Annotated in this window: 22 protein-coding genes; 7 read left to right on the top strand and 15 right to left on the bottom strand. The window is 68.3% G+C overall.

Annotated elements, in window-relative coordinates:
- Window positions 1–27: 27 nt before the first annotated feature.
- From ACGVWT_RS12940 to ACGVWT_RS12895, 10 genes are read right to left on the bottom strand one after another with little or no spacing between them, the layout of a single operon-like run.
- Window positions 28–1,914 (bottom strand): XrtA/PEP-CTERM system amidotransferase, encoded by a 1,887-nt coding sequence (locus ACGVWT_RS12940; protein ID WP_315462782.1) that lies wholly within the window; start codon window positions 1,912–1,914, stop codon window positions 28–30.
- The gene (xrtA, locus tag ACGVWT_RS12935; protein ID WP_315462781.1) at window positions 1,914–3,410 is read right to left on the bottom strand and encodes an exosortase A; all 1,497 of its coding nucleotides are present in this window, start codon (window positions 3,408–3,410) and stop codon (window positions 1,914–1,916) included. The genes ACGVWT_RS12940 and xrtA overlap by 1 nt, the downstream gene beginning before the upstream one ends.
- A complete protein-coding gene (locus ACGVWT_RS12930; RefSeq protein WP_315462780.1) occupies window positions 3,407–4,561 on the bottom strand; it encodes a TIGR03087 family PEP-CTERM/XrtA system glycosyltransferase in 1,155 nt (384 codons plus the stop codon). The genes xrtA and ACGVWT_RS12930 overlap by 4 nt, the downstream gene beginning before the upstream one ends.
- Window positions 4,561–5,604: a FemAB family XrtA/PEP-CTERM system-associated protein gene (locus ACGVWT_RS12925; protein WP_315462808.1), complete on the bottom strand. Its 1,044-nt coding sequence runs from the start codon at window positions 5,602–5,604 to the stop codon at window positions 4,561–4,563. The genes ACGVWT_RS12930 and ACGVWT_RS12925 overlap by 1 nt, the downstream gene beginning before the upstream one ends.
- Window positions 5,604–6,458: an XrtA system polysaccharide deacetylase gene (locus ACGVWT_RS12920; protein ID WP_315462779.1), complete on the bottom strand. Its 855-nt coding sequence runs from the start codon at window positions 6,456–6,458 to the stop codon at window positions 5,604–5,606. Before ACGVWT_RS12920 ends, ACGVWT_RS12925 begins: the two co-directional genes overlap by 1 nt.
- Window positions 6,448–7,890, bottom strand: coding sequence for an AAA family ATPase (locus tag ACGVWT_RS12915; protein ID WP_315462778.1), 1,443 nt, complete (start codon window positions 7,888–7,890; stop codon window positions 6,448–6,450). Before ACGVWT_RS12915 ends, ACGVWT_RS12920 begins: the two co-directional genes overlap by 11 nt.
- 12 nt (window positions 7,891–7,902) lie before the next feature.
- Window positions 7,903–9,504 carry a hypothetical protein gene (locus ACGVWT_RS12910; RefSeq protein ID WP_315462777.1) on the bottom strand — a complete coding sequence of 534 codons (1,602 nt, stop codon included), beginning with the start codon at window positions 9,502–9,504 and terminating at the stop codon, window positions 7,903–7,905.
- A complete protein-coding gene (locus tag ACGVWT_RS12905) occupies window positions 9,504–10,535 on the bottom strand; it encodes an AAA family ATPase (protein ID WP_315462776.1) in 1,032 nt (343 codons plus the stop codon). The genes ACGVWT_RS12910 and ACGVWT_RS12905 overlap by 1 nt, the downstream gene beginning before the upstream one ends.
- A 10-nt stretch (window positions 10,536–10,545) precedes the next feature.
- On the bottom strand, window positions 10,546–12,057 hold the full coding sequence (locus ACGVWT_RS12900) for an XrtA system polysaccharide chain length determinant (protein WP_315462775.1): 1,512 nt from the start codon (window positions 12,055–12,057) through the stop codon (window positions 10,546–10,548).
- 4 nt (window positions 12,058–12,061) lie between these two features.
- Window positions 12,062–12,709 (bottom strand): XrtA/PEP-CTERM system exopolysaccharide export protein, encoded by a 648-nt coding sequence (locus ACGVWT_RS12895; protein WP_017978189.1) that lies wholly within the window; start codon window positions 12,707–12,709, stop codon window positions 12,062–12,064.
- Between the two features lie 161 nt (window positions 12,710–12,870).
- Here ACGVWT_RS12895 and ACGVWT_RS12890 point away from each other — a divergent pair, with 161 nt between their 5' ends.
- The gene (locus ACGVWT_RS12890) at window positions 12,871–13,308 is read left to right on the top strand and encodes a DUF4879 domain-containing protein (RefSeq protein WP_315462774.1); all 438 of its coding nucleotides are present in this window, start codon (window positions 12,871–12,873) and stop codon (window positions 13,306–13,308) included.
- 94 nt (window positions 13,309–13,402) lie between these two features.
- Here ACGVWT_RS12890 and ACGVWT_RS12885 read toward each other — a convergent pair whose 3' ends face one another.
- Both ACGVWT_RS12885 and ACGVWT_RS12880 read right to left on the bottom strand, forming a co-directional pair.
- Window positions 13,403–14,617 carry a pyridoxal-dependent decarboxylase, exosortase A system-associated gene (locus ACGVWT_RS12885; RefSeq protein WP_315462773.1) on the bottom strand — a complete coding sequence of 405 codons (1,215 nt, stop codon included), beginning with the start codon at window positions 14,615–14,617 and terminating at the stop codon, window positions 13,403–13,405.
- Window positions 14,614–16,107: an acyl-CoA ligase (AMP-forming), exosortase A system-associated gene (locus tag ACGVWT_RS12880; RefSeq protein ID WP_315462772.1), complete on the bottom strand. Its 1,494-nt coding sequence runs from the start codon at window positions 16,105–16,107 to the stop codon at window positions 14,614–14,616. The genes ACGVWT_RS12885 and ACGVWT_RS12880 overlap by 4 nt, the downstream gene beginning before the upstream one ends.
- Before the next feature lie 85 nt (window positions 16,108–16,192).
- Between ACGVWT_RS12880 and ACGVWT_RS12875 the strand changes: the two genes are divergently transcribed.
- Genes ACGVWT_RS12875 through ACGVWT_RS12865 form a run of 3 tightly spaced genes read left to right on the top strand, consistent with a single transcriptional unit; the run spans window position 16,193 to window position 17,939 of the window.
- Window positions 16,193–16,465 (top strand): acyl carrier protein, encoded by a 273-nt coding sequence (locus tag ACGVWT_RS12875; protein WP_116460738.1) that lies wholly within the window; start codon window positions 16,193–16,195, stop codon window positions 16,463–16,465.
- Window positions 16,466–16,476: 11 nt separating this feature from the next.
- Entirely contained in the window at window positions 16,477–17,187 is a 711-nt protein-coding gene (locus ACGVWT_RS12870; RefSeq protein WP_315462771.1) for a hypothetical protein, read from the top strand.
- Complete coding sequence (locus tag ACGVWT_RS12865) at window positions 17,175–17,939, top strand: hydrolase 1, exosortase A system-associated (RefSeq protein ID WP_315462770.1); 765 nt, start codon at window positions 17,175–17,177, stop codon at window positions 17,937–17,939. The genes ACGVWT_RS12870 and ACGVWT_RS12865 overlap by 13 nt, the downstream gene beginning before the upstream one ends.
- Window positions 17,940–18,070: 131 nt before the next feature.
- On the opposite strand, the gene trxB is transcribed toward ACGVWT_RS12865, so the two are convergent.
- A complete protein-coding gene (gene trxB / locus ACGVWT_RS12860; protein WP_147034968.1) occupies window positions 18,071–19,039 on the bottom strand; it encodes a thioredoxin-disulfide reductase in 969 nt (322 codons plus the stop codon).
- Between the two features lie 87 nt (window positions 19,040–19,126).
- Window positions 19,127–22,189, bottom strand: a complete 3,063-nt coding sequence (locus tag ACGVWT_RS12855) for a TonB-dependent receptor domain-containing protein (RefSeq protein ID WP_315462769.1) — start codon at window positions 22,187–22,189, stop codon at window positions 19,127–19,129.
- Window positions 22,190–22,549: 360 nt separating this feature from the next.
- Here ACGVWT_RS12855 and ACGVWT_RS12850 point away from each other — a divergent pair, with 360 nt between their 5' ends.
- From ACGVWT_RS12850 to fdhD, 3 genes are read left to right on the top strand one after another with little or no spacing between them, the layout of a single operon-like run.
- On the top strand, window positions 22,550–24,838 hold the full coding sequence (locus ACGVWT_RS12850; RefSeq protein WP_315462768.1) for an FdhF/YdeP family oxidoreductase: 2,289 nt from the start codon (window positions 22,550–22,552) through the stop codon (window positions 24,836–24,838).
- Complete coding sequence (locus ACGVWT_RS12845) at window positions 24,745–25,338, top strand: molybdenum cofactor guanylyltransferase (RefSeq protein WP_394426661.1); 594 nt, start codon at window positions 24,745–24,747, stop codon at window positions 25,336–25,338. Before ACGVWT_RS12850 ends, ACGVWT_RS12845 begins: the two co-directional genes overlap by 94 nt.
- A complete protein-coding gene (fdhD, locus tag ACGVWT_RS12840) occupies window positions 25,335–26,126 on the top strand; it encodes a formate dehydrogenase accessory sulfurtransferase FdhD (RefSeq protein ID WP_315462767.1) in 792 nt (263 codons plus the stop codon). The genes ACGVWT_RS12845 and fdhD overlap by 4 nt, the downstream gene beginning before the upstream one ends.
- Here fdhD and ACGVWT_RS12835 read toward each other — a convergent pair.
- On the bottom strand, window positions 26,123–26,311 hold the full coding sequence (locus tag ACGVWT_RS12835; RefSeq protein WP_243402929.1) for a hypothetical protein: 189 nt from the start codon (window positions 26,309–26,311) through the stop codon (window positions 26,123–26,125). The genes fdhD and ACGVWT_RS12835 overlap by 4 nt on opposite strands.
- Window positions 26,312–26,412: the final 101 nt, after the last annotated feature.

Below are 26,412 nucleotides of genomic sequence, written 5' to 3'. Positions count from 1 at the left end.
ACTCCGGTTACACCGGCAGCGAAACGATCAGCCAAACAGGCGGCGTCCGGCGCGTTCCAGCATCATCAACTGCCATAGGGTGCGGCCGTGATCGGCGCGCCCGCTGCGATGCGCTTCGACCAGCCGGGCTACGGTCGGCATCGCCAGCCAGCCACTGTCGGCGAGGAAGCGCGACCGGGTCAGCGCCTCCGCTTGATCGGCCAGCGCGCCACGGAACCAGTCGCTGATCGGGGTGACGAAGCCCATCTTGGGCCGATAGAGGATGTCACGCGGCAGATAGCGTTCGAGGCTGCGTTTCATCAGCCATTTGCCCGTCCCCCGGTGCAGCCGCATCGGCGCGGGCAGTCGCGCGCCGAACTCGACCAGCCGATGGTCGAGCAACGGCTCGCGCGCCTCAAGCCCCACCGCCATGCTCGTCCGGTCGACCTTGGTCAGGATATCGCCGGGTAGCCAGATCTTCAGGTCGGCATATTGCGCGCGATCGATCGCATCGCGCGCCGGCGCTGCGCGCATCGCGGCGATGTAGCGGTCCTCCGCGCGGTGGCCCTGCAGCGCGGCGCGCACGTCGGCGCCAAGCAACGTGCCTCGCAGCTCGGGTGACGTGACGCCGACGGCGCGCGCATAGGCCTCGTCGCCATCGCTGGCGAGGGCGAGCAACGTCGTCTTCGCGCGCAACGGCCGCGGTGCCCAATCGGCTTTGGGATAATAGCGCCCCAGCGTCCCGAACGCCGCGGTGCGCCACGCAGGTGGCAACAGCCCCCGCACGCGCTCTTCGGCCGCCTGGAAACGGTAGCGGCGATAACCGGCGAACACCTCGTCCGCACCATCGCCCGACAGCGCCACCGTCACACGCTGCCGCGCCAGTGCGGCGACCTGATAGGTCGCGAGCGCGCTGCCATCGGCGAAAGGCTCGTCGAAATGCTGGACCAGCGTGTCGATCAACGCGAAGTCGTCGGGGCGCACGACCTGGGCGTGATGATCGGTGGCGAAGCGCTGCGCGACCGCCGCGGCGTGCGCGCGCTCGTCATGGCCCGCCTCGTCGAAGCCGATCGTGCAGGTGCGCACCGCCGCCTTGCTCGCCTCCGCCATCAGCGCCACGACCGCGGAACTATCGACGCCACCGGACAGGAAGGCACCAAGCGGCACGTCGGCGACCATGCGGCTGCGCACGCCCTCGCGCATATGCGCCAACAGCTCCTCGCCGAGCGCGCGCGCAGAGCCGGTCGCCCGGTCGGCGAAGCTGACGTCCCACCATTGGCGCGGCGCCGGTACGCTTTGCCCCCGCCGCACCAGCAGGCAATGGCCCGCGGGCAGCTTGCGCACGCCGGCGATCAGACAGGCGTCGTCGGGGACGTAGCCGAACGCCAGATAATCCTCGATCGCGGTCGCATCGGGGACGCGGCGCAGCAACGGATGCGCGAGCAGGCCCTTCAGTTCGGACGCGAAGGCGAGACTGCCGTCGGACAGTTCGACATAATGGAGCGGCTTCACGCCCAGCCGGTCGCGGGCAAGGAACAGCGTCCCCGCCTCCGCATCGTGGATCGCGAAGGCGAACATGCCGTTCAGCCGGTCGAGCAGCCCCGGCCCCCAGGCGCGCCAGCCGTGCAGCAGCACCTCGGTATCGCCATCGGTGACGAAGCGTGCGCCACCCCGCTCCAGCTGCGCGCGAAGCTCGGCAAAATTGTAGATTTCGCCATTGTAGGTGACGCTCAGCGCGCCCGCGTGCATCGGTTGCGGCGAGCCTTCCAGATCGATGATCGACAGCCTGCGATGACCCAGGCCAACGCCGGGCGCGGTCCATACGCCGTCGCCATCCGGGCCGCGATGCGCCTGCACCGCGATCATTGCGGCGATGCGGGCGGGATCGACGGGCTTGGGGGTGCCAGGGTGAAACAGCCCCGCAATGCCGCACATCAGCGCGCGCCCGTCAGGCGATCCGCCACACCGTCGATCGGACCCAATGCCGCGGCAAAGGCGGCGATATCGTCGCGCGCGTCGCGGCCAGGCGTCACTTCGGCCGACAGATGGAGCGCCACCGCGCGCTGCGGGCCCCCGAGCAACTTTGCCTTCATCGTCTCGATCTTCACCACGCGCTCGTCCGCCGTAACCCTGTTGCCCACGACGTACCATGTCGCGACGACGCGCTCCACCGCATGGCCGTCGCTACCCGGCGCAGTCATGCGTAGCGCCGCGCCACCGGCAATCGGCGCGGCATCGGCGATGCGGACCCAGCGGTCCTCCTCGCGGATCGGGCCGGTGCCGAACGCACCGATCTTATGCCCCTCGCCCTGCGATGCGAACACCGCGACGGCTAGGTCGACCGCGGCGCCATCGCGGGTGTAGCGACCGAACAGGACGTGATCCGCGCCGGGGTAGTAAGGTTGCCACGCCGCGCGCTGGCTGAGCGGCGCGCGGGTCCAGCCGGCGACCATCGGCAGGTCGATCTGCGTTGGCAGCGGCGTGGCGCGATGGGCGATGGCGGCGCTCCACATCGGCCAGATACCTGCAACGACGACCGTCAGCAGAACGCCAAGCGGTAACGCGATCCGCCCCCTCCGCACCGGCGGCAGGCGCGTAGGATCGAAGGCGGGCGCATCGGGCGCGCGGTCGAACCAGCGCCAGCCGATCGCCAGCACCGCCGCCATCACCAGCCCAAAGAACAGCCAGCCATAGACGATATGGTCGAACCCCGTCGCCGCCTCCACGCTGGTCAGATGCGCGGCGTAGATCGTCCCGAAGGCCCGCAGGCCGTTGGCGATCACCGGCACCATCAGCGCGGCGACCATGAAGCCGATCCGCCGCCGCCACGAAACGAAACAGACGTTGGCGACCAGCACCCCGAACGCGAGCATCGCGATGACGAACTTTGCCCCCGAACACGCCTCCGCCACTTCGAAATAATAGCGGCCGGCGTGAATCAGCACGCCGTTCGACGTGGCGGGCACGCCGAACAGATGCAGCAGCGGCATGACGATCCGCACCGTCACCGCCTGCAACGACGGCTCCAACGCCTCGCCGAAGGGCACGAGGAACAGCGCATAGGCAAGCGGGAACAGCAGCCCGCGCGCGACCTGCGCGCCGAGCAGCGTCACCACCGCGCCTTGCAGCATCAGCACCATGCCCAATTGCCGCGCGAAGCTGACCGAGCCCGCATCGCCCATCAGCCAGCCGGCGCCCCCCGCCGCGACCAGGAGTAACCCCGGCCACCAGGCGATCGGCGTCAAGGTGGCAAGCTCGCGCCGCCGCTGCCAGACCAGCCAGCCGATCACCGGACCGATGAACAGGCAATGCCCGAAGGTCGTGCTGGTCCACCAGATCGTGACGAGCCGCACCACGTCGGCGCGGAACATCAGCAAGATGACTGCGGCAGCCAGCGCCAGCCCGATCCCATGCCGCCGCCAGCCGCTCATGCACCCAGCCCGAGCAGGTCGTCGAGCGGCGCCAGCCGCGCCGCCCAATCGTAACGGGCCAATACCCGCGCCCGCGCCGCAGCCCCGAGCGTCGATGCCGCGCCCGGATCGTCCAATAGCGCGCCGATCGCCGCTGCCTGTTCCGTCGCACTCCCAGCCACTCGCAGCGTGCCGGCGTGGTCTATCCCCTCGGCGGCGGCGGGCGAGGCGACGACGGGCCGCGCCATCGCCATCGACTCCAGCACCTTGTTCTGGATGCCACGCGCCAGATGCAGCGGCGCGACGCACACGCTCGCCGCCGCCAGCCACGGGCGGACGTCGTCGACCGCACCAGTCACGATCACATCGGGCGCGGCGAGTGCCTGCACCGCCGCGGTCGGCGCACGTCCGACGATCGCGAAGCGGACATTCGGATGCGTCTCGCGCACGCGCGGCATCACCTCAGCCGCGAACCAGGCCACCGCCTCCACGTTCGGGCGGTAATCCATCTGGCCGGTGAAGACGAGCAGTGGACCCTGCGTCGCCGGACCGACACTCGTCGGATCGAACGCCGCCGCGTCGATGCCATTTTCCACCGCGACGATCCGCCCTGCCCCACCGTCGCTGCGGAAGAGCGCCGCCTCCGCTTCGCTGACGAACAGGCTGGCGCGGACGGTTGCCGACACCTGCCGCTCGAACGCGCCGAGCAGCCGTGCCTCCCGCCGCATCATCCAGCGCATCGCCGCGCTGCCGGCATCGGCGAATTGCGCGAACTTGGCGGAATCGACGTCGACGAAGTCCATCACCGCCGGCACGCCCGCAGGCAGATATTGCGCCATCTGGCCAGAGAAACAGTAGACGGCATCGACCCGCCGCGCCGCGACCGCCCGCCGCATCGCCGCCGCGTCGAAGGCGGTGAGCGACACCGGCCTCCCCGTCGCCAGCGCCTCGACGGCCGCCAGCGCCTGCGGCTTGGTGCGGCGGATCAGCGTGATGCTTTCCAGGCCCTCCGCAAGCGGTGCCGGCACGTCGAAATCCGCGTCGCCCTCCCCGAATGCGACCAGATGAACGCGCGCGCGTGCCATCAGATGGCGCAGGACGTGATAGCTCCGGATCTTGTCGCCGCGATCGGGCGGAAAGGGCGCGCGGTGCGCGAGGAACAGCAGCTCCATCAGCCCAGGCCGCGGGCGATCCACGGTCCCATCAGATTGGCGAGTGGCAGCGGCAGCCTCTTCCACGTCGCCACCATCATCGCATATTTGGAATTGAGCGGATTGACCTCGCGCGCGGGCCCGTCGCTACGCGTCGCATAGCAGCGCGGCACCCCGGTAAAGCCCCAGTTCTTCTTGAAGGCTGCCGCGCCCGTGCCCGTCTTCGACCGGCCGAAGTCGAACCGCGTGCAGCCGCGATCCCGCGCATGGCGCATCAGCGCAAAGTACATGCGATCGTTGGCACGCAGCCCCCGCGCCGCCGCCGTTCCGCCACCCCAATAGGGAAAGACGGTGCCGCGGAAATACAGGCTCAGCACACTCGCCACAGCCCGCCCCTGATGCCGCACGGTCAGCACGTCGCTGTCGAGCGCCCCCGCGACGTGGCGGAACAGCGCCGCCGGAAACACCGGCGTGCCGAGGTTGCGCACCGATTCGGCGTAGACGCCATAATGCTCGCGCAGCAGCGCCTCGCCGCCGGTGACGACCCCTAGGTCCAGCCCCAGCGCGCGGCGCACCTCTGCGCGCTGCTTGCGCGGTACGGCGAGCAATTCCGCATCGTCATCCGCCGCCAGATCGCGGACGAAGCCGAGGTAGGCGGTATCGTTGGTCGCCCAGCCCCGCGGCGCCGGCCCGCCGCGCAGTTCGACGCCGGGGCAGCCCAGTCGCTGAGCCAACGCCCAGCCGGCCTCCGCCAACGCCTCCACGCCATCGCCCAATATGCCGCCATCGACACCGAAGCCGGTCGACACCAGCGCGCGGCCGAACAGCGGCGATCGCATTTCGGTCAACGGCAGCACGCCCGCGATCGTACCGTCGGAATAGGTCGCGATCAGATAGCGCGCGCGCTGGCCGCAACCCCGCTCGACCGCGCGGCTCCAGCCGGTCAGGTGGAATGGCGTCGCCTCCGCCGCCGCGCGGACGAAGGCGTCGATCGCGCCGCTCTCCCGGACATCGCCCAGATTCGCTTCGCGCACGTCCAGCCGCGGCTCGATCGGCGCGTGCATCACGCGAGCAGCGCCGCCTCGCGCGCGACGACGGCGTCGACGCGGCCCCAGTCGTGCCGTGCGATCAGGCCGCGCAGCTTGCCCGCCATCGCGCCAAGCCGGCTGTAGTGCCGCACCTTCGACCGCAGCGGCGCTTCCGCGACGCGCGGCTGGTCTGGATCAACTTCCCATGGGTGGAAGTAGAAAATGCCCGCATGGCCCTCCGCATTGACCTGCCGCACCGCGAAATCGGTCAGCGCGCCGGGCAGCATGCGGAAGAAACCACCGCCGGTCGCGATGTGCCGCCCCGCCACGCGCGCGACCGTCACCGGCAGCTCGATCAGGGGCGAATCCTTCAGCGGACGAAAGGCGTAACGCGGCGCATCGCGCCAACCGTAATGGTCGTGCGCGACCGGCGCGACGCTGGACGAATAGGCATAGCCCGCCTCCGCCAGCACCGGAAAAGCCCACAGATTGCGCGGATCGATCGAGAAACTGGGCGCGCGATAGCCGGTCACCGCCTGCCCGCTCGCATCCTCCAACGCTGCGCGCGCGCGCGCCAGATCGGCGCGGAAGGCCGCGGCGTCCATGGTGAAGACGCGCTGATGGTCCCAGCCGTGGCTGGCAATCTCATGGCCCGCGTCCGCAATGCGGCGGATTAGCCGCGGATGGCGATCGGCGACCCAGCCAAGCGTGAAGAAGGTCGCCTTCACCCCGCTTTCGGCGAACAGGTCGAGCACCGCACCGGTGTTCGCCTCGACGCGGCTTGCGATCGTGTCCCAGTCGGCCCGGTCGATCGTGCGTTCGAACGCACCGACCTGAAACCATTCCTCGACATCGACCGACAGGCCGTTGCGGAGCGGCTCAGGCGGCATGGTCCCACGCGGCGGGCGAGCGGATGGGAACGGCATCATGGCCATGGTGCAGGTCGGCGACGCCGGCAACCATTGCTGTCGCCGCCGCTTCGCTACGGTCTGCCTCGACCCAGTCGACCAGCAGCGTCAGCACACGGCGCAGCGCCTCTTCCTGTTGCGCGATCCGCGCCTCCAGCGCGGCGATGCGCTCGGCATCGCTCGACGCGGGCGCGGCCGGTGCCGCTTGAGGTTCCGCTTCGGCCGAGGCCGGCGCATCCTCGGTTGTCGTTTCTTCGACCAGCGGCTCTTGCGTCGCTTCGTCGGACGCATCCGCGACGATTGGCGCGAACGCAGGCGCTTCGGCCGGTTCGGCCACAGGCTCCGCCACGATCGGCAGCGGATCGCGCGGCGCATCGGCGACGGGTTCGAGCCACTGCGGCGTCCGCGGCACGAACCGGCGGATCGGCGTCACGTCCTCAATGGCGGATTCCTCGGTGGTGGCTTCCGCTTCCGCCTCAATCGGCACGATCGTCGGCTCGAAAGCTAGCGGCTCCGGCGTGACAACGGCCTTGGTCACGGGTTCGGGTTCGGCTTCGGCTTCAGGGGCCGAGTGCACCACCGACGGCGTAAAGCTTGCCGGCAGGTCCGCCTCCAAATCGCGCACAACCTGGCGCACCAGCCGGCCGTCGATCAGCTCATGCCCTTCCAGTGCCGCCGCCAGCATGACGCGCGCGGCAAGCTGGTTGAGCCGCCGGGGGACGCCGCCCGAGCCGCGATACAGCGCCTCGAACGCATCGTCCGCAAAGTCCGGTCGCCCCTGCCAGCCGACTACCGACAGGCGGTGCGCGACATAGTCGGCGACTTCGTGCGGCTCCATCGGGTCGAGGTGATGGATGGCGATGACGCGCTGGCGCAATTGCTCCAGCCGCTCCGATCCCTGCAAGCGCTCACGGAACTCGGGCTGGCCGAGCAGCAGGATCTGCAGCAGCGCGTGTCCGCCCGCCTGGAAGTTGGACAGCATGCGCAGCTCTTCCAACGAATCGACGGGCAGCGCCTGCACCTCGTCGACGATCAGCAGCGTGCGCCGGCCGGAGCGCTTCACCGCATGCAGTCCGCGTTCGATCGCGGTCAGCAGCTGCGCCTTGGTCAGGTTGGCCGGATCGACGCCCAGCCCGGTCGCGACGACGCGCAGCAGGTCGTCGGCGGCGATCGCGGTCGACACGATCGTGATGACGTTGAGCGCGGCGGGATCGAGCAGGCCGGTCAGATGCCCCACCAGCGTCGTCTTGCCCGCGCCGATATCACCGGTCACGACGATGAACCCCTCGCCCTGCGCGATGCCATAGCCGAGATAGGCCATCGCCTTGCGATGCGTCGCCGTCTCATACCAGAAGCGCGCGTCTGGGGTGAGTTGGAAGGGGCGTCCGGTCAGCCCGAAATGGTCTTCGTACATCCTGTGCGGCCCCTAGAAGGAATAGCGCGCGGCGATCAGCGCCTGCGCGGACCAGGTGGTGTCCAGATCGCCCGTGTCGAACGCATAGACGCCCGCACTGGCAGAGGTGGTGATCCGGCCGAAGCTGTGCCCATAGCTGGCGGTGCCGCCATAGGCCCAGACGCCAGCCGCCTGCGCAACGCCCGATTCGTAATAATTGACGAACAGGTTGCCGTCGATGGTCGAGACGGGCGACAGCTGGCGGTTGAGGAACAGCTGGCCATAGGCGCTCTGATCCTCGATCCCGTACAGCGTCACGCCGGGCACGTCGTCGCGGTTGAACAGCTTGCGATTGGCATAGCCGACGCCGCCGCCATAGGTCGTCCGGCCGCGCGTGACCGACAGCACGGCGTCGACGCCGCGCGCGCGATAGCTGGCGGTCTGGATCGACTGGAATACGTCATTTAGGCAGCCGCCCGGCGTCGCGCCGCTGGTCGAAAAGACACAGCCGTTGAACTGCTGCGTGAACGCGTCGCGCGCCGAGATGAAGCTGGTAGGCAACTGCTGCAGCCCATTGCGCAGCTGCTGGCCGAAGGTCGTGACGCTGTCGTAGACGCTCGCCGCCATTCCGACATGTTCCGACGCCCGATAGGTAGCAAGGCCGCTATAGCTGATCGACCCGAAGCGCTTGCCGACGCGCGCCTCCGCCGACACGCGGCGGTTGGGGCGCCAGACGACACCGGCATCGTAATAGACGCCGTCGGTGCGATAGGCGATCTGACGCGGCGCGGCGCTGTTGGTGACGAAGCGGCCATCGCCGTCGACCACCGGCTGGCCCGCCGCATTGGTCAGCGCCGGGCGGTTGCTCGTCTCGATCCGTTCGTAGCCGACGCCGGCGGTCAGCGCGACATAGGGCGATACCGGCATCAACGCGTCGCCGCGCACCCGCCAGCCCTCGTAGCGGCCATCCAGCTGCCCCGCGTCCTCACGGTCCCAGCCAGCGCTGGCAGTCAGGCCCACGGGCAGCACCTGGCCCGGTCGCACGCCTGCGCTGATCCCGGCGGACTGGTTGAAGGCGGTGTCGTAATAATCGAAGCGCGGCTGACCGGGGCCGACGCCCACGAAGCTGGGGCTTTCGACCTTGGTATAGCCCGCCAGGTAGCTGGCGGCGACCGCCACCGGCCCGACGTTGGTCGCATAGCTGGGGCCGGCGTAGACCGAATAGATCTGGCTGATGTTGTCGACATTGCCGACCAGCACGCCCGGCGCCGCACCGCGGATGTCGGCACGCGCGCGCGTCGCGATGCCGCCCGCCTCCAGCGTCAAGCCGCGCGCAACCTTCGCCGAGACGCGCGCCAGACCGGTATGGACGTCCGAATCGCCGATCCGGTCGTCCCACGCGATCCGCCGTTCGTAGCGATAGGACAGCTGCCCGTTCACGCGCGACGTGCCCGCGGCCAGGTCGATGCCCGCCGCGATGGTCGAATAGGTCAGCACGTCGCCGCTATTGAGGTCGGCGTCGAGCACCTGCCCCAGTTCGATATAAGGCGTCGCGGTGACGCGCCGGCCCTGCGCCTCGGCCGATCCCGCGACCGCAAAAGCGCCCAGCGCCAGCCCCAGAGAGATAGACCGCATCACTTGCCCCCCTCCTGACCGTAATAGGTGCCGTAGCGCCGGCCACCGGGCACGAACGACACGGCGTTGAGCACCAGCGCGATCTCGTCGCAGCCGTCGAGCCGCTGCACCGCTTCGCGCAGTTCGTTTTCGGGCGTGTCGTCGGCGCGAACCACCAGCATCACCTGTCCCACCAGCATCGCCAGCACCGCCGCGGGCGAGGCGGCGAGTGCGGGCGGCGAATCGAAGATCACGATGCGGCGCGGATTGGCGTCGAGCAGGCGCGACAACACCGTCCGCGTGCGGGCGGAGGCGAGCAGCTCGGTATCCGTCGCCGTCTTCGTCCCGGCGGGCAGGATCGACAGGCCGCCGATATCGGTGCGGATCACCAGGTTCTCGACATCGACCCGACTGTCGGCCAGCGCGTCGAGCAACCCCGGCTGCTCGGCGAGGCCCAGGCGCGCGAGCACGTCGGGCTTGGCGAAATCGGCGTCGACCAGCAGCACCTCGGTATCCCGCTCCATTGCCATGGATAGCGCGAGATTGACCGCGCAGAAGGTCTTGCCGTCGCCCGGTCGCGCCGAACAGACGAGCACGGTACGCGCCTTGTCGCCCTGATTGCCCTGCGCGATGCGTTCGCGCGTGATCAGCAGCTGGCGCTTGATGAGACGAAATTCCTCGGCGAGCGGCCCCACCGGCGCGCCGGGCACGATCATCCCGGCTTCGGCCAGCATGCCGCGATCGATCGCGGCGATGTCGCTCAACTCGGGCGTTTCGTAAAAGGCCGGCGGCAGCTCCTGACCCACGGGCGCGCGCAATTCGGGCGGGATCGCGAGGAAGGTTGGATCCTCGATCGGCGCAGCCGCCTGCCAGGCCGGCTCCTCGGCGACCGGTACCGGCTCGACGTCGGGCGCGGGCATAGGCGCGGGAACGGCGTCGTCCTGCACCGGATCGACGGCGTCCTTCACCGGCGCGCGGAACCCCGCACCGAAATCATAGGCGCGCGCGGCCCGTTCGAGCAACGAATCGCGGCGGATGGGCTTGTGCATCATATCGTCCCCGTCACGCCGCCAGCCCGCGTTGCAGCACCTCGACGCCGAGCAGCAGCACATAGGCCGCCACCAGCCCCGCGGCACCGCCCGCGAACAATTTCAGGCGTTTCGCCCGCTGTTCCGCCTGGATACGCGTCACGACTTCGCCGATCGCGCCGATCACGGGCATGCCGGTCGCCTTTTCCAGCCGCGGTGCAGTGGCGAAGGTCGCGCGCAGCTGCCCCATCGCGAACGCCGCGCCGATGCCCGCGCCCAGCCCGGCGATGAGGACGCCGGTGAGCAGCAGCATGCGGTTTGGCGCGGTCGGCGCGCGCGGCACCGTCGGCGGGTCGATGACCGAGAATTTCACATTGTCCGTCCGCGTCGCCGCCTGCCCGCGCAACGCGACCTGCTGGCGTTGGGTCAGCAACTGGTCGTACTGATCCTTCAGCACCTGATAATCGCGGTCGATCTGCCCCTGTTCGGCAGCGACCGCCGGGTCCTGCGACAGTTTGGCGGTCAGCTGGTCGAGATCGCCCTGCAACTGCGCCTTACGCATCCGCAGCCCGGCCACCGCCGATTGCTTGTCGGCCAGCATCGATTGCAGCGACTGATAGACGGGGTTGGGCGTGCCCGCCGGCCCGGCGCCCGCCGGCTCCCGCTGCGCCGCCGCCTGCGCGACGGCAAGCTGGCGCTTCAACGCGATCACGTCGGGATGCTGGTCGGTATAGCCGCGCGCGCGCGCATCGGCGAGCTGGCCCTGAAGGGTCGCCAGCGCCGCGCGCGCCGGTCCCGCGGCGATGCCGCCGGTGCCCGCAACGGTCTGCGGCGTACCGGCCATCTGCGCCTGCAACGTCGCGAGGCTCGACTGCGCGGTGGCGAGATCGCTGTCGACCTGCGCCATCTGCGCGCGCGACGCGCCGACCCGGTCGGCAACCGTGCCGGTGCCGGGCAGCGAGCCGAGGTAGCGCGTCTGGAAATCGGAGCGCTTGGTGTCCGCGTCCGACAGTCGCTTCTGCAACTGCGCCAGTTGCGCATCGAGGAAGTCGAGACTCTGCGTCGTCTGGCTGCGATCACGGCCCAAATTGGTTTCGACGAAGATGTCGATCAGCTTCTGGGTGATCTGCTGCGCCAGCTTGGGGCTGGCCGCGGTGGTGGTGATCTGGAACAGATTGTCCTGCTGGCTTTCGACCTTGATCGCCTGCGCCAGGCCGGCGACGCGATCGGCGACGTCGCGGTCGCTCGACACGGTCTGCGCAAGGTCGGTGCCGCGCACCACCTTTTCCAGGTTCACCGCGCTGACCAATGTCTGGCGGATCGTGTCGACGTCTTTCTGCTGCGTCTGGGGGGCGGCATCCATCGACGCGGGCAGGACCGACTGCATCTGCACGAACACGCGCGCCCGCGATTCGTAGCGGCTCGGGATCTGGCTCACCACGAACCAGCCGAGCACGCACACCCCCCAGGCAACCGCCAGCGCCAGCCAGCGCCGGGTCCAGATCGCATGGAGCGCGAGGCGCGCTTCGTCGTAGAGGCCGTTCATCCGATCAGAACATCGATTCGGGGATGATGATGACGTCGCCCGGCTGCAGGCTGACGTTGGCGCTCGAATCGCCGCGCTTCAACAGATCGGCAATGTGCAGCTGATATTCGTGTTGTTCGCCGGTATCGCGGTCGTGCCGGATCAGCTTCGCCTTGTTGCCGGCCGCATATTGGCTGAGCCCCCCGACCGCGATCATCGCATCGAGCAGCGTCATATTGGCGCGATAGGGAATCGACGCGGGCTTTTCGGTCGCGCCGATCACGCGCACCTGCTGGCTGTAGGTGCCCGAGAAATTCTCGACGATCACGGACACGCGCGGGTCGGTAACATACTGGCTCAGCGCCTTCTTGATGTCTGCGGCGAGCTGCGCGGGCGTCTTCCCGACCGCGGGCATGTCGTTGATCAGCGGCGTGGTGATGCGGCCATCGGGGCGCACCTGCACCTTCGCGGTCAGTTCCGGCTGGCGCCAGACGAAGACGTTGAGCTGGTCGAGCGGGCCGATGACATATTCCTCGCCCGGCTGTTCCTTCGACGCGACATAGCTGGCGGGGGGCAATTCGGGATGGCTGGCGCCGCCACCGACGCATCCGCCGAGCGCGCTGGACGCGGCGCCGATGGCGAGCAGGACACGGACGGACTTACCGGAACGCATGCAAGGTCTCCTGACGCCCATGGACCGCCACGCACACGTGAGATCAAGGGCTTGAGCGATGGCTATGGCGCGAGAGAGGTGAAGATAGCGTTAGTGACGCTGCTGGGAAGGCCACCGTCGTCCCTCTCGCAACAGAACGACGACGCGGGTATGTTGACCGTATGACACGGCTTTTCCTGCCCGCCGGCCTCATGCTGGCGCTTACGCCGGTGGCGGCGGGCGCGCAATCCGCCCCGCCGTTGACCGGCCTTCAGATCGTCGGGGTCAGTTCCGCGACGCAGTCCGAACGGATTGCCCCCGACCAGACGCACACCAACCGGCCGCACACCGGGCCGATCAGCATCGTCGTACAGGAAACCGGCATCGGCCGGGCGCGCGTCGTCCGCATCGACGGCGCGGTCGCGGCCCCGCCCTCCACTCAGCGCCCCTTGTGCGGCAGCGCGGTGACCGCGGGCGCCTGCCGCCCGGGCGAGCCGATGACGGGCGTGGAGATCACCTACCATCTCGGCCCCTTGCGCAAGGGCGCGACGGTCGCGTTGCAGGATACGTCCGCCAATCTGCCGGCGATAACGCTCGACACGACGATCACGATCGACTGATCCGGCCGGGACCTACGCCAATGCGGTAGCATCAAATCCTCCGCGGCCAGGGGGAAGAATTGACGGCGGCGGCACGCCCGAATGCCGACGGGTCCTAACCCGCAACAATCTCCACCGCGGGCGGGTGGCCCAGGAAGCCGGACGGACTGGCGCTAGCGCCATAGGCCCCCGCCATGAAGATCGCGATCAGGTCGCCCGCATCGGCATGCGGCAGCGCGATCCGGTCGCCCAGCCGGTCGAGCGGCGTACAGAGCGGCCCCACCACCGACACCGTCTCGTCGCCCGCGCCGCCCACGTCGCGCGCCAGCGCCAGCGGATAGTTGCGCCGCACCACCGTGCCGAAATTGCCCGATGCGGCGAGCTGGTGATTGAGGCCGCCGTCGGTGACCAGGAACGTCTCGCCCTGGCTGTCCTTCCGATCGACGATGCGTGTCAGATAGACGCCCGCCTCCGCCACCAGCCAGCGCCCCAACTCGATGGCGAAGCGGGCCTGGCCCAATACGGCGGGCCGCACCGCCAGTGCCGCGCCCAGCGCCGCGCCCACCGCCTCGACATTCAGCGCCACGTCGCCGGCGAAATAGGGCACGCCGAACCCCCCGCCCAGATTGACCAGCGGCGGCGCAGCACCCGCTTCGTCGGCGAGTCGCGCAGCGAGCGCCAGCGTCGCAGCCTGCGTCTCGGCGATCGCGCCGGCATCCAGCGCCTGACTGCCGGCATAGATGTGGAAGCCCCGCCAGTCCGCCCCGCTCACGACGATCGCGCGGACCAGTGCCGCTGCGCGTGCCGCATCGACGCCGAAGGGCGACGGTCGCCCGCCCATCCGCATGCCCGAACCGCGCAATTCGATGTCAGGATTGACCCGCACCGCCAGCCGCGGCGCGATGCCGAGGTCTTCGCCCAGCCGCAGCGCCCGCGTCGCCTCGCCTTCCGATTCGACGTTGAGCGTCGCGCCTGCCCGGATTGCCGCGCGCAGCTCGACATCGCGCTTGCCGGGGCCGGCGAAACTGATCGCCGACGCGGGCTTCACGGCCAAAGCCTTCTCGAGTTCGCCACCCGACGCAACGTCCAGCCCATCAACCAGCGGCGCGACCCGGTCGAGCAGCGCGGGCAAGGGGTTGGCTTTGATCGCATAATGCAGATCCACGTCGGGGAAGGCCGCCCGGAATCGAGCCACGCGCGCCGCGACGATGCCGACGTCATAGACAAAGACGGGGGTTGCTTCCGCCCAGTCGTCCGCGGATCGCCCCGCGATCGTCAACCTGCCGCTCTGCCCGGCAAATTCGGGCGGCAGCCCCCCCATCGGCTTCATGCTCTCGTCTCCGCCCGGATCGCCGCCCGGTCCAACTTGCCGTTCGCGTTGCGCGGCAGTTCGTCGCGCCAGTCGTAGCGCGCGGGCTGCATGAAGCTCGGCAGCAGCCCGCGCAACCGCGCGCGCAATGCGTCTTCGCCCGCGGGATCGCCCGCCAGCACCACCACGATCGCCTGCCCGGTGCGAGGATCGGGCACGCCGACCGCCACCGCCTCGCGCGCCTCGCCGCCCGCCAGCACCGCCTCCTCCACCTCGAGCGGGCTGATCCGGTTGCCCGCGCTCTTGATCATCTCGTCATCGCGCCCGACGAACCGGAGCAGCCCGTCCGCCCCCTCCAGCACCGTATCGCCCGACCATACCGCCATGCCGCCGCTCGCCATCCACGCGGGCGCCGGACGAAAGCGCTGCGCGGTCCGCTCCGCATCGCACCAATAGCCTTGCGCGACCAACGGCCCGGCGTGGACGAGTTCGCCCGGCTCGCCGACCGCGCGCGTCCCGTCCGCCTTCACCACCGCCACTTCGGCAAAGGGGATCGCCCGGCCCATCGCGTCGGGATGCGCATCGATGAGCGCCGGGTCGAGCCATGTCGACCGAAACGCCTCGGTCAGGCCATACATCGCGACTAGGTCTGCCTGCGGAAAGCGCGACCGCAGGCCGCGCACCAGCCGCTCCGTCAGCGCCCCCCCGGAATTGGTCAGCCGCCGCAGCCGCGCCGCCGTCTCCGCCGGCCAGTCCGCTTCCAGCAGCTGCAGCCACAAAGGCGGCACGCCGGCCAGCGTCGTCGCATGCGTGCGCTCGACCGCCTTTACCACGTCGCGCGCGGTCAGATAGTCGAGCGGCGCCACCGCGGCGCCGGCATACCAGCTCGAAAGCAGCTGATTCTGCCCGTAATCGAACGACAGCGGCAACACCGCCAACACGCGATCAGCGGGGGACAGGCGCAGATAGTGCGCGACCGATACCGCCCCCAGCCACAGGTTCGCATGGCTCAGCATCACGCCCTTCGGCCGTCCCGTCGACCCGGAGGTGTAGAGGATCGCCGCCAACGATGCCGGATCGTGATCCGACTGCGCCGGTCCCGCGTCCGCCATCGGCACGGCGTCCGCCTCGACCAGCCGGCAATCATCGGGCCGGTCGCCAGCCTCCAGCGTCGCCGCGCGCGCTGCCTGGGTAACGAGCAACGCCGCACCGCTGTCGGCCAGGATATGCGCGACCTGCGCCCGCCGCAGCGCCGGGTTGACCGGCACATGGACCAGCCCCGCCCGCGCCGCGGCGAGCGGCATGACGCACGCGAGCGCCGTCTTGGGCAGCCATGTCGCGATCCGCGTACCCGGCGCCAATCCCCACCCCGCAAGCCAGCCCGCGACACTCGCCACCGCCGCCTCGACCTCGGCGAAGCGCCACGTCCGCGCGCGCTCGATCAGCGCCGGGGCATCGGGGTCTCCCCGCAAGAGATGGTCGATCGGAAACGGTGTCGGGTCTGGCGCCATATCCCCTCATAGCGTCACGTTATTGCCGAATGCAGCCCCAGCCTCTAACGCAGCCGCGCACGTCCCCGATCGAAGGCCGAACGCTTTGCTTCCCGAAGGCTACACCCAGGTCGAAACCACCGTTCGCGCCGTCCTCGCCGATGTGCTGGGCCTGTCGCCCGAGCGGGTCGCGGAATTCCGGGCGACGACGCCGCTGTTCGGCGCACTGCCGGAACTCGATTCGATGGCGGTCGCGGGCGTGCTGACCGAGATCGAGGATCGACTGGGCATCCTGATCGAGGATGACGAGGTCGATGGCGACATGCTCGAAACCTTCGGCGCGCTCGTCGAATTTGCCGCGGGCAAGGCGCTGGTCTAGCGTCCGGCGGCATGGCGCCGCGCATCGACCATTATGACTGGAGCGGCGGCCGCGAAGCGCTGCTGCGCTTGGGCCCCGATACCGGGCCGGTCGCGATCCTGGCGCTGCCGCTGTTCGAGGAAGCCAACCGCACGCGCACCTTCGCTGTCAGCCTCCTGCGCCGGCTGGCGGAGCGGGGGATCGCCGGGATATTGCCGGACGTGCCGGGACAGGGCGAGAGCCTTGTGCCCCTTGAAGACTGCACGCTGTCGCGGATGAAAGATGCCGTTGAAGCGCTTGCCTGCCAGCAATTGGCGTCGGGGCGTGCCGTGCATGCCGTCGGCCTTCGCAGCGGCACCCTGCTCGATATGGTCGCGCCCTTTGCCAGCCGGTGGCATCTCGCGCCGCAGGACGGCCGCGCCCTGGTTCGCGGCCTGCACCGGACGTGGCGGGCAGCGGGCAACGACGGCGACCTTCAAGTGATGATGGACGACAGCGAGCCTATCGAGATCGCGGGCAACCGTATCCCGGCAGACCTGCTCGACGCGCTGACGACCGCCAGCCCTTTCGATCAATCCAGCCCCCCCCGCCGCGTCGTGCGCCTGTCGTCCGATTCCGCCCCCGCCGACCGTCACGTTGAAGCCGCCCCGCTCTGGCGCCGCGCCGAGCCGGGCGACGACCCTGCCCTCGCCGCCACGCTCGCCGCCGATATCGCCGACTGGATCGTCGCATGCGAAGCCTGATCACCTTCCGCTGCGCGGGCGAAACGCTGATCGGCACGCTCGACGCCGCCCCCGGCACGACCGGTCTGCTGATCGTCTCGGGCGGCAACGAAATCCGCTGCGGCGCGCACCGCGGCATGGCGCTGCTGGCCCAGGCGATGGCGGCGGCAGGCCATCCGGTATTCCGCTACGACCGCCGCGGCATCGGCGACTCGACCGGCGAAAACGGCGGTTTCCTGTCCGCCCGAGACGATCTGATCGCCGCAGCCGCCGCCTTTCGCGCCCACGCCCCCCAGCTCGACCGCATCGTCGGCTTCGGCAATTGCGACGCGGCGAGCACGCTCGCCCTGTTCGGCCATGACGCCGGCATCGATCGCCTGCTGCTCGCCAATCCCTGGACGATCGATCAGACCGACGCCCTGCCCCCCGCCGCCGCGATCCGCGCGACCTACCGCCAGCGCCTCACCGACCTCGCGGCATGGCGCCGCCTGCTCACCGGCCGCATCGACCTCGCCAAGGCAATGAAGGGCCTGCGCAAGGCCGCCGCCGCAGCGCCGCAAGCGCTCGCCACCCGCGTCGTCTCCGCGATCGAAGAGTGGGGCGACGCGGCGACCGTCCTGCTCGCCAGCGGCGACGCCACCGCGCAAGCCTATGCCGCCGCCGCGCGCCACCTGCCGGCGACGCGGATCGACACCGCATCGCACAGCTTCGCCCGGGTCGAGGACCAGCGCGTTCTGCACGACGCCGCCCTCGCCGCCTTGGCGCATCGCTAAGCGCAACGCGACCCGCTCAACGTCATCCCAGCGCAGGCTGGGATCTTTCGGTTAGCTAGCACGTCGAGGGCCGCAAAAGACCCCAGCCTGCGCTGGGGTGACGTCTTGAGGCGGAAGCGGCAGCCTTCCGCTTACTCCGCCGCCTCGGCCATTTCGGCGAACTCCGCCGCCGCCAGGAAACGCTCGGCATCCAGCGCGGCCATGCAGCCCGTGCCCGCCGCCGTCACGGCCTGCCGGTACACCTTGTCCGCCACGTCGCCGCACGCAAATACGCCCGGCACGCTGGTGCGCGTCGAGCCGGTCTCCACCGCGATATAGCCGTCGTCGTCCAGCGCCAGATGCCCACGGAACAGCTCGGTCGCCGGATGATGACCGATCGCGACGAAGCCGCCCTGTACGTCGAGCCGCGAATGCTCGCCGGTCTGCGTGTCCTCCAGCTCGAGCGCGACGAGGCCCGCGGTGCCGCCACCGTCGACGAACTCGCGCACTTCCTTGTTCCACAGCACCGTGATGTTGGGATGCGCGTGCAGCCGCTCCTGCAGGATGCGTTCGGCGCGCAACGTGTCGCGGCGGTGGATCAGCGTCACGTCATCGCTGTGGTTGGTGAGGTACAGCGCCTCCTCGACCGCAGTATTACCGCCGCCGATCACCGCGACCTTCTTGCCGCGATAGAAGAAGCCGTCGCAGGTCGCGCAGGCGCTGACACCCTTGCCCTTCATCGGCTCTTCGCTCTCTATGCCCAGCCACTTGGCCTGGGCGCCGGTGGCGATCACCAGCACCTCGCCCTCATACACGTCGCCGCCGTCGCCGATCAGGCGGAACGGACGCTTGGACAGGTCGACCTCGACGATCGTGTCCCACATCAGCCGCGTGCCGACGTGCTCGGCCTGCTTCTGCATCTGCTCCATCAGCCAGGGGCCCTGGATGACGTCGGCAAAGCCCGGATAGTTCTCGACGTCGGTCGTCGTGGTCAGCTGACCGCCGGGCTGGATACCCTGCACGACGATCGGCTGCATCCCCGCCCGCGCGCCATAGATCGCGGCGGACAGTCCCGCAGGCCCCGAACCGAGGATCAGCATGCGGGTGGTATGAGTGGTCATAGAAAAGCGCCTGTCGGATGAAAGAGTCGTGGACCGATCTAGGCGATCGGCCCACGATTTTGAACCATCGGATAGGCGAAGGCGCGTTTAGAAGCGCGCGCTTGCCCCCACAACGATCTGCCGACCGAGCAGGTCGTAGCGGAACAGCGTATTGCTCCGCAGCAGGCCCAGCACGTTACGCGAGTCGGGAAGCAGCGGCGGATCGCGATCGAACAGGTTGTTTACCGACACCCGCAGCGAGAAGCGCTTGGCGATGTCGAAACCGGTCGACAGGTCGATGTAATCGTACGCAGGCACGCCCGTGTAGAACCGGCGGAACTGCGCCGTGTTCGCCGGAATGCCCGTGTCGGCCGGCGCGTTGTAGCTGATCGTCATGCCCGAGATGTGCCGCCAGTTGAGCGACACGCTCGCCACCTTGTCGGCGCTGGTCCAGGTGGTGCGCAGGCCGTGCGACCAGCGCGGCATGCTTTCGCCACAGCCCGGACCGTAATAGCCGACGCAGTTGCGCGGCGTGGCGTCGGGCGTATCCTGGCTGCCGACGCGCGTCGTCAGCGTCCCGTTGAACGATGTGTCGAGCGACCCCGCCCCGGCCAAGCCCAGCGTGTACTGCCCCTGGAAGTCCCAACCATGCGACTGGGACTTGTAGCTGTTGCTCGTCCCGCGCGCATAATAGCCGGTGGCCGGATTGCCGCCCGGCGCGCTGTTCAGCGTGTAGGTGCCGGGGTTCCGCACGATGCCGCGGCAGTAATATTGCAGGCCGGTGGTCAGACACCCATTCAGGAAGTCGTTGACCTGGAAGAAGTTGATCGAGTCATTCAGGTTGATGATGAACCGGTCGGCCGACACCGTCAGCCCGCGAATGAAGCGCGGGCGCAGGATCACGCCGAACGTCTTGGTATAGGCCGTTTCGGGCTTCAGGTTGAACCCGCCGTTGCGCACGGTGCAGCCGGTATTCAGCGCCGAACAGTCCAACGTCGCGCTGCCGTACAGATTGTCGGGCAGGCCGGTGCGACGACATTGCTCGATCGACGCCGTGGGTGCGACCCGTACGTTGGGGTTCGACGAGTTGGGATCGCGGGTCGACGCGCAGGGATCGTTCGGGCCCGTCGTCGTATAATTGACGTTGCTCGCCTGATCCGCCTCGATCACGGTCGGCGCGCGCTGCGCCTTGTTGAACGAGGTGCGGAAGCCGATGTCCGCGATCGGCGCCCAAATGCCCTCAACCTTCCAAGTGTTGAAGGTGCCGTTCAGGCGGTTGTATTTCGACACGCGATAGCCGCCGTTGACCTGCAACAGGTCGGTATACGGCTTGTGCTCGATCAGCGGCGCCTGCACCTCGACGTTCGATTCGACGACGTTCTGCGTGAAGCGCGCGTCGGTGCCGCCGTTGCTGGCACGGAACTGCGCATCGGCACTGCTCTTGTACAGCTCGGCGCGGAATTCGCTGGCGAAAGCGACTGCGACGCCCTGCTCGGCGAGCGGCGAGGTGATGCCGTACTTGCCGAGGTCACCGTTCAGCACCGCGAGCGCCTGCCACATCAGCGACGTGCTGTTCTGCGACCCGTCGGTGCTGGTGAACAGATAGTCGTTCAGTGCCAGGTTGCTGTTACCGGGGATGAAGGCGTTGAACGGCACACAGGCGCGGTCGGCACCGCTGACCACCGACGCGCAGGTCGGCGTACCGTTGACGTTCACCACGTTGAGCGATCGGTTGACGCGGTCGTAATCGGGCTGCGACGGGTAGATCGTCTTGGCGCGCATCATCGAATAGACACCTGCGATGTCATACCGCCATGCATCGTCGAGCACCTTGCCCCGCAGGCCGCCCGCGACGCGCACGCCGCGGTTCTCGAACCCCGTCTCGACCAGCGGCAGCGCATCGAAGCGATAACGGACGTCGAGCGGCACCAGACCAGTCGTGCGCGTACCGCACAGCGTCGTGCGCTGCGACGCCGACAGGAACGGATTGTCGCAGTTGGTCTGATATGCCGGCGCGCCATAGGCGCTGTACGAATAGACGCGGTTGGGCAGCGTGTTGAACGACCGGTCGCGATAGAACATCGCGGTCGAATACAATTCGATGTCGCTCGAAATCCTGGCGTTCAGGAAGGCGCCGGTATTCAGGCGGTTGAACGGCCGCTGGAATGCCAGTTCGTCGAACGGATTGGTCGAGGTGCCCGGACCGGAGTTATACGGCACGAACCGGCCCGACCCGCTGGGATCGTTGACCAACGTGCTACCCACGCCGATCCCGCCCGGGACGATCGTGCCCGCCTGCGTATAGGTGCTGCGCGTGCAGTTGAGCACACCGGTCGCGATGGTCTGCGTCACTTCGCACGCCGACAGCGACCGGTCGCCCAGGTTCACCTGATCCGACTGGCGATAGTTGAGATAGCCCGACAGGCTGACCGCCCCGTCCAGGAAGGTCTTGCCCGCGGTGAGCGTGAGGTTCGCACGACCGCCGTCGTTGGTCCAGCCCTGCTTCGCCGGAAAGAAGGCTCGGCCGGCCGCTTCGGTCACCGGGTTGGCGCGATTGTCGTGGTTGAAGAAGCTGTAGTTGCCGGTCAGCGCGATGCCGTTGAAGTCCTTCTTCAGCACGAAGTTGACGACGCCTGCGACCGCGTCCGAGCCGTAGACCGACGACGCACCGCCCGACAGAACGTCGATCCGCTCGACCAACTCGTTGGGGATCAGGCTGACGTCCATGCCGTTCTGGATGCCGAGCCGCAGCCCGTCGACCAACGTCAGCGTGCGTTCGAAGCCCAGGCTGCGTAGCTTGATACGCTGGCGGCCATCGGAATCGGCGTAATTCTGTTCGGCATTGGCCTGAACCTGCGGCAGGCGGTTCATCACCTCTTCGATCGTCGTCGCGCCCTGGGCAGCGATTTCGGCGACCGTGACGGTGGTGATCGGCGCGGCGGAGCGGTTGTTCGGGCGCGCGATGCGCGTGCCCGTTACGATGATGTCCTGCGATTTGTCTGCGGTGACCGAATCGTCGCGCGCCCGATCGGCGGCGAGCTTTGCCGAAGCGACAGGATCTCCGATCTGGGTCGCAGCGTCCTGATCGGTCGTGACCTGGGCTTGTGCCGGCATGGCGAGCAACGCCGCCAGACAACAGGTGGAGGCGAGTATCCCCTTGTACATCATCATGTTCTTTCCCCTTCGTGATCCGGGGATGATTGCAATTCGCCGCGACCGATCAGCGCGAATGTCCGTGTGTCACCGCCACGGATCACCCGGTTATGGCCAGCAAACAAGGACAGCATAGCGTTCCTTATTTACTTGCGGTTTGTTTGGAACCACCCCTCAGAACCATCGTGGTCTCATTCCTTTTAGATCAATACAATACCAATTTACGGGAAGTTGATTCAAATTGCGGTGTTTGAGCCCTGCGCCGGCCGGCAGGCGTGTGATAAGATATCGGATGGCGTGTACATAAGCCGTGGCATGCGGCATGCATCCAACCGCCGGGCGGGACGTTGGCGTTCGGACGAGCGGAGGGACTGCGACGTGAGCGACGACCAGACGATCAGCACCGAACCTTACACCGGTCCCGCCGGCGGCTGGGGATCGATGAAGTCGGTTGCGGAGATCAACCTGCGCGAGAAGGTGCGCCCTGAAACCGCGCGTGAACTGACCCGACAGAACAAGCCAGGCGGCTTCATGTGCGTGTCCTGCGCCTGGGGGAAGCCGGCGCATCCGCATATCGCCGAATTCTGCGAAAACGGCGCGAAGGCGACCGCGTGGGAGCTGACCACCTATCGCACCACGCCCGAATTCTTCACGCAGCATACCGTCAGCGACTTGCGCGGCTGGAAGGATTACGACCTGGAACAGGCCGGGCGGCTGACGCATCCGATGAAGTACAATGCCGCCACGGATCGCTATGTTGCGGTCAGCTGGGCGGAGGCCTTTGCGGATATCGGCACGCATCTGAAGCGCTACGATCCCAAGAAGGTGATCTTCTACGCGTCCGGCCGCGCCAGTCTGGAAACCAGCTATATGTGGGCGTTGATGGCGCGCCTGTATGGCAGCCAGAACCTGCCCGATTCCTCCAACATGTGTCACGAGACGACCTCGGTCGGCCTCAAGTCTGCAATTGGTTCGCCTGTCGGCACGATCCATTTGTCGGATTACGACCAGTGTGACGCTATTTTCTATTTCGGCCAGAATCCCGGCGTGAACTCGCCCCGCTTCCTTCACCCGTTGCGCAGCTGCGCCAAGCGGGGCGTCGAGATCGTGGTGTTCAATCCGCTGAAGGAACGCGGTCTCGAACGCTTCACCGACCCGCAAAACCCGATCGAGATGGCGACGCGCAAGTCGACACCGATCGCCACGCAATATCACCAGGTGAAGGCCGGCGGCGATATCGCCGCTTTGGTCGGTATCTGCAAATACGTCATCGAGGCGGACGATCAGTGCCAGCGGATCAATGCCCCCGCTATCCTCGATCATGCCTTCATCGCCGAACATACGACGGGGTTCGAGGCGTTCGCCGACATGGTCCGCGCGACCGACTGGGCAACGCTGGAGCATGAAAGCGGCATCTCCCGCCAGGACATGGAGGCCGCTGGCGCGGTCTATGCCCGGTCGAAGCGGGTCATCTGCGTCTACGGCATGGGCCTGACCCAGCACGTGCACGGCATCGACAACCTCCACACGCTCGTCAATCTGATGCTGCTGCGCGGCAACGTCGGCAAGCCCGGCGCCGGCTTCGGCCCCGTCCGCGGCCACAGCAACGTGCAGGGTCAGCGCACCGTCGGCATTACTGAAAAGCCGGAGCTTGCCCCGCTCGACCGGCTGCAGCAGCTCTATGATTTCGATCCCCCGCGCGACAAGGGCTGGGACACGGTCGAAGCGTGCGAACATATCATCGACGGCAGCGCGCAGGCGTTCCTGGGTCTCGGCGGCAACCTTGCCCGGGCGGTGCCCGATACCGCACGGATCGAGCCGGCGTGGCAGACGCTCGACCTCACCGTCAGCATCGCGACCAAGCTCAATCGCACGCATCTGTTGCCCGGCAAGACCTGCTACCTCCTCCCCTGCCTCGGCCGGATCGAGACCGACGAACAGGCGACCGGCCCTCAGGCGGTGACGATGGAGGACAGTTTCAGCCGCATCTATGGCAGCCGCGGCCGCGCGACACCGGCAGCGGACACCCTGCTCAGCGAGCCCGCAATCCTGGCCGGCATCGCCAAGGCGACGCTCGATCCCAACCCGAAGGTGAACTGGGACGCGTGGGTCGGCGATTACGGTCTCGTCCGCGACGCGATCGAGGCGACCTATCCGGACAAATTCGCCCGCTTCAACGAACGGATGTGGATCCCCGGCGGCTTCTGGAAGGGCGTGCCTGCCGCACACCGCCAATGGCTCACCGACAGCGGCCGCGCCGAGTTCAACGTGCCGAGCGCGTTGAACGCCACCGGTTTCAAGGACGCCCCGGGCCGCTTCCGCCTGATGACGCTGCGTTCGAACGACCAGTTCAACACGACCGTCTATGGTTATCACGACCGGTTCCGCGGCATCAAAGGTACGCGCGACGTCGTGCTGATGAACCGCGCGGACATGGCAGAGCTTGGCTTGGCCGAGCACGACAAGGTCGATCTGGTCGGTGACGAGGGCACCAACGGCGACAAGCGCGTCGATGGCCTGCTGGTCGTGCCCTATGACATTCCGCGCGGCTGCCTGGGTGGCTATTACCCGGAATGCAACATCCTGATGCCGGTCACGCACAAGGCCGAACAAAGCCATGTTCCTGCGGGGAAATCCGTACCGGTGCGGGTGGAGAAGGCAGCCTGATCCTCGCTGCGATCCTCGCCGGCGGCCAATCGAGCCGCTTCGGCAGCGACAAGGCAGCCGCGTTGTGGGACGGCCGGCCGCTGCTGTCGCATGTCCGCGACGTCTGCGCGCGCTGGGCCGATGCGGTGGTCGTCGTGGGGCGTGAGGGCGGGATCGCGGATCGCCCTGCCCCCGGCCTGGGCCCGCTCGGCGGCATCGCGGGGGCGCTGCATCACGCGGCGATGCAGGGCTTTGACAGCGTGCTGACGCTGCCCTGCGACACGCCGTATCTGCCCGAGGCGCTCGTCGCTTCACTGCTGCGCCGCGCGCCCAGCTATTGTAGTGACGCGCCGGTCATCGGCCACTGGCCCGCCGACCTCGCCGATGCGCTCGCCGACCATCTCGCGCGCGACGGCCGACGTTCGGTGCGCGGCTGGGCGCAACAGATCGGCGCGCTGCCGATCGCCGCACCGGAGCGGCTCGCCAACGTCAACACGCCCGAGGATCTCGCCGCACTGTGAGCGTATCGCGGCCCGAGCCGATCCGGGTGCTTCACGCCGATGGCCGCGCCACGACGGGCCTGCGAGACGTCGCGGTCGAGGCACCCGTCGCGATCGAGGTCGAAGGCCTCGGCTATGCGGTGATGATGATGACGCCGCGCGATCTCGACGTCTTCGCGCTCGGCTTCATGCTGACCGAACGCCTCGCCGACACCGCCGCCGACGTCGAGGATATCGACGTCTTCGAAGCGGAGGCGGGCTGGATCGTCCGCGTCGCGCTCACCGCGCACTGCCGCCCCCGCATCCACGACCGCGTCCGCCATCGCAGCAGCGATACGGGATGCGGACTGTGCGGGATCGCCAGTCTGGAGCAGCTCGTCCGCCCGGTGCGCCAGCGGCCACCCTGCCCTGTCGTCGAGCCGGCTGCCATCTTTGCCGCGCTGGCCGCGATTCGCGCGCACCAGCGCCTCAACGCCGCGACCGGTGCCGTCCATGCCGCGGCCGCCTGCACCGCCGATGGTGTGATCGCGGCGATCTTCGAGGATGTCGGCCGCCACAATGCGCTCGACAAGCTGATCGGCGCGCAGGCGCGGGCGAGCGCTGGGGCCGCCTTCACGCTCGTCACCTCACGCATCAGCTTCGAAATGGCCGACAAGGCGCTGGTCGCCGCGACACCGCTGCTGGTCGGCATCTCCGCCCCCACCAGCTTCGCGCTGGATCACGCCCGCGCGCACAGCCTGACGCTGATCGCGCTCGCGCGGTCCGACGCGATGCTGGTGATGAACGATCCGTTTGGCGCCTTCGCCTAGGCGCGCCAGTCCCAGACGTGGTCGGACCAATAGCGCACGCTGGCGATCCAGTCGGCGATGCCGCCCGTCACCATGTGGCGATACGCCCCGTCGAGCCACACGCTGTCGGACAGGACCAGAACCATCAAAACCGCCGCCCACAGCACGCCACGGTGCATCGGCTGCGGCTTGCGGACCAGCTTCACCTCGGTGGCCCGGCGCTCCGCCAGACGACGCTCAGGCCCCGCATGGGACTGTTTGGCAACCCGCCGATCAGCGGCCCGACGTTCATTGGAAAAGTGATAGG

This window comes from Sphingomonas sp. S6, from assembly GCF_043498045.1.
Taxonomy (GTDB): domain Bacteria; phylum Pseudomonadota; class Alphaproteobacteria; order Sphingomonadales; family Sphingomonadaceae; genus Sphingomonas.
Note: the sequence above shows the minus strand (reverse complement) of the source record. Positions and strands in the feature narration are given on the sequence as shown.

Excerpts from the sequence above, each read along its gene's own strand:
- ACGVWT_RS12940 (WP_315462782.1), bottom strand. The coding sequence starts at position 1,914 with ATGTGCGGCATTGCGGGGCTGTTTCACCCTGGCACCCCCAAGCCCGTC.
- xrtA (WP_315462781.1), bottom strand. The coding sequence starts at position 3,410 with ATGAGCGGCTGGCGGCGGCATGGGATCGGGCTGGCGCTGGCTGCCGCA.
- ACGVWT_RS12930 (WP_315462780.1), bottom strand. The coding sequence starts at position 4,561 with ATGGAGCTGCTGTTCCTCGCGCACCGCGCGCCCTTTCCGCCCGATCGC.
- ACGVWT_RS12925 (WP_315462808.1), bottom strand. The coding sequence starts at position 5,604 with ATGCACGCGCCGATCGAGCCGCGGCTGGACGTGCGCGAAGCGAATCTG.
- ACGVWT_RS12920 (WP_315462779.1), bottom strand. The coding sequence starts at position 6,458 with ATGCCGCCTGAGCCGCTCCGCAACGGCCTGTCGGTCGATGTCGAGGAA.
- ACGVWT_RS12915 (WP_315462778.1), bottom strand. The coding sequence starts at position 7,890 with ATGTACGAAGACCATTTCGGGCTGACCGGACGCCCCTTCCAACTCACC.
- ACGVWT_RS12910 (WP_315462777.1), bottom strand. The coding sequence starts at position 9,504 with ATGCGGTCTATCTCTCTGGGGCTGGCGCTGGGCGCTTTTGCGGTCGCG.
- ACGVWT_RS12905 (WP_315462776.1), bottom strand. The coding sequence starts at position 10,535 with ATGATGCACAAGCCCATCCGCCGCGATTCGTTGCTCGAACGGGCCGCG.
- ACGVWT_RS12900 (WP_315462775.1), bottom strand. The coding sequence starts at position 12,057 with ATGAACGGCCTCTACGACGAAGCGCGCCTCGCGCTCCATGCGATCTGG.
- ACGVWT_RS12895 (WP_017978189.1), bottom strand. The coding sequence starts at position 12,709 with ATGCGTTCCGGTAAGTCCGTCCGTGTCCTGCTCGCCATCGGCGCCGCG.
- ACGVWT_RS12890 (WP_315462774.1), top strand. The coding sequence starts at position 12,871 with ATGACACGGCTTTTCCTGCCCGCCGGCCTCATGCTGGCGCTTACGCCG.
- ACGVWT_RS12885 (WP_315462773.1), bottom strand. The coding sequence starts at position 14,617 with ATGAAGCCGATGGGGGGGCTGCCGCCCGAATTTGCCGGGCAGAGCGGC.
- ACGVWT_RS12880 (WP_315462772.1), bottom strand. The coding sequence starts at position 16,107 with ATGGCGCCAGACCCGACACCGTTTCCGATCGACCATCTCTTGCGGGGA.
- ACGVWT_RS12870 (WP_315462771.1), top strand. The coding sequence starts at position 16,477 with ATGGCGCCGCGCATCGACCATTATGACTGGAGCGGCGGCCGCGAAGCG.
- ACGVWT_RS12865 (WP_315462770.1), top strand. The coding sequence starts at position 17,175 with ATGCGAAGCCTGATCACCTTCCGCTGCGCGGGCGAAACGCTGATCGGC.
- trxB (WP_147034968.1), bottom strand. The coding sequence starts at position 19,039 with ATGACCACTCATACCACCCGCATGCTGATCCTCGGTTCGGGGCCTGCG.
- ACGVWT_RS12855 (WP_315462769.1), bottom strand. The coding sequence starts at position 22,189 with ATGATGATGTACAAGGGGATACTCGCCTCCACCTGTTGTCTGGCGGCG.
- ACGVWT_RS12845 (WP_394426661.1), top strand. The coding sequence starts at position 24,745 with ATGCAACATCCTGATGCCGGTCACGCACAAGGCCGAACAAAGCCATGT.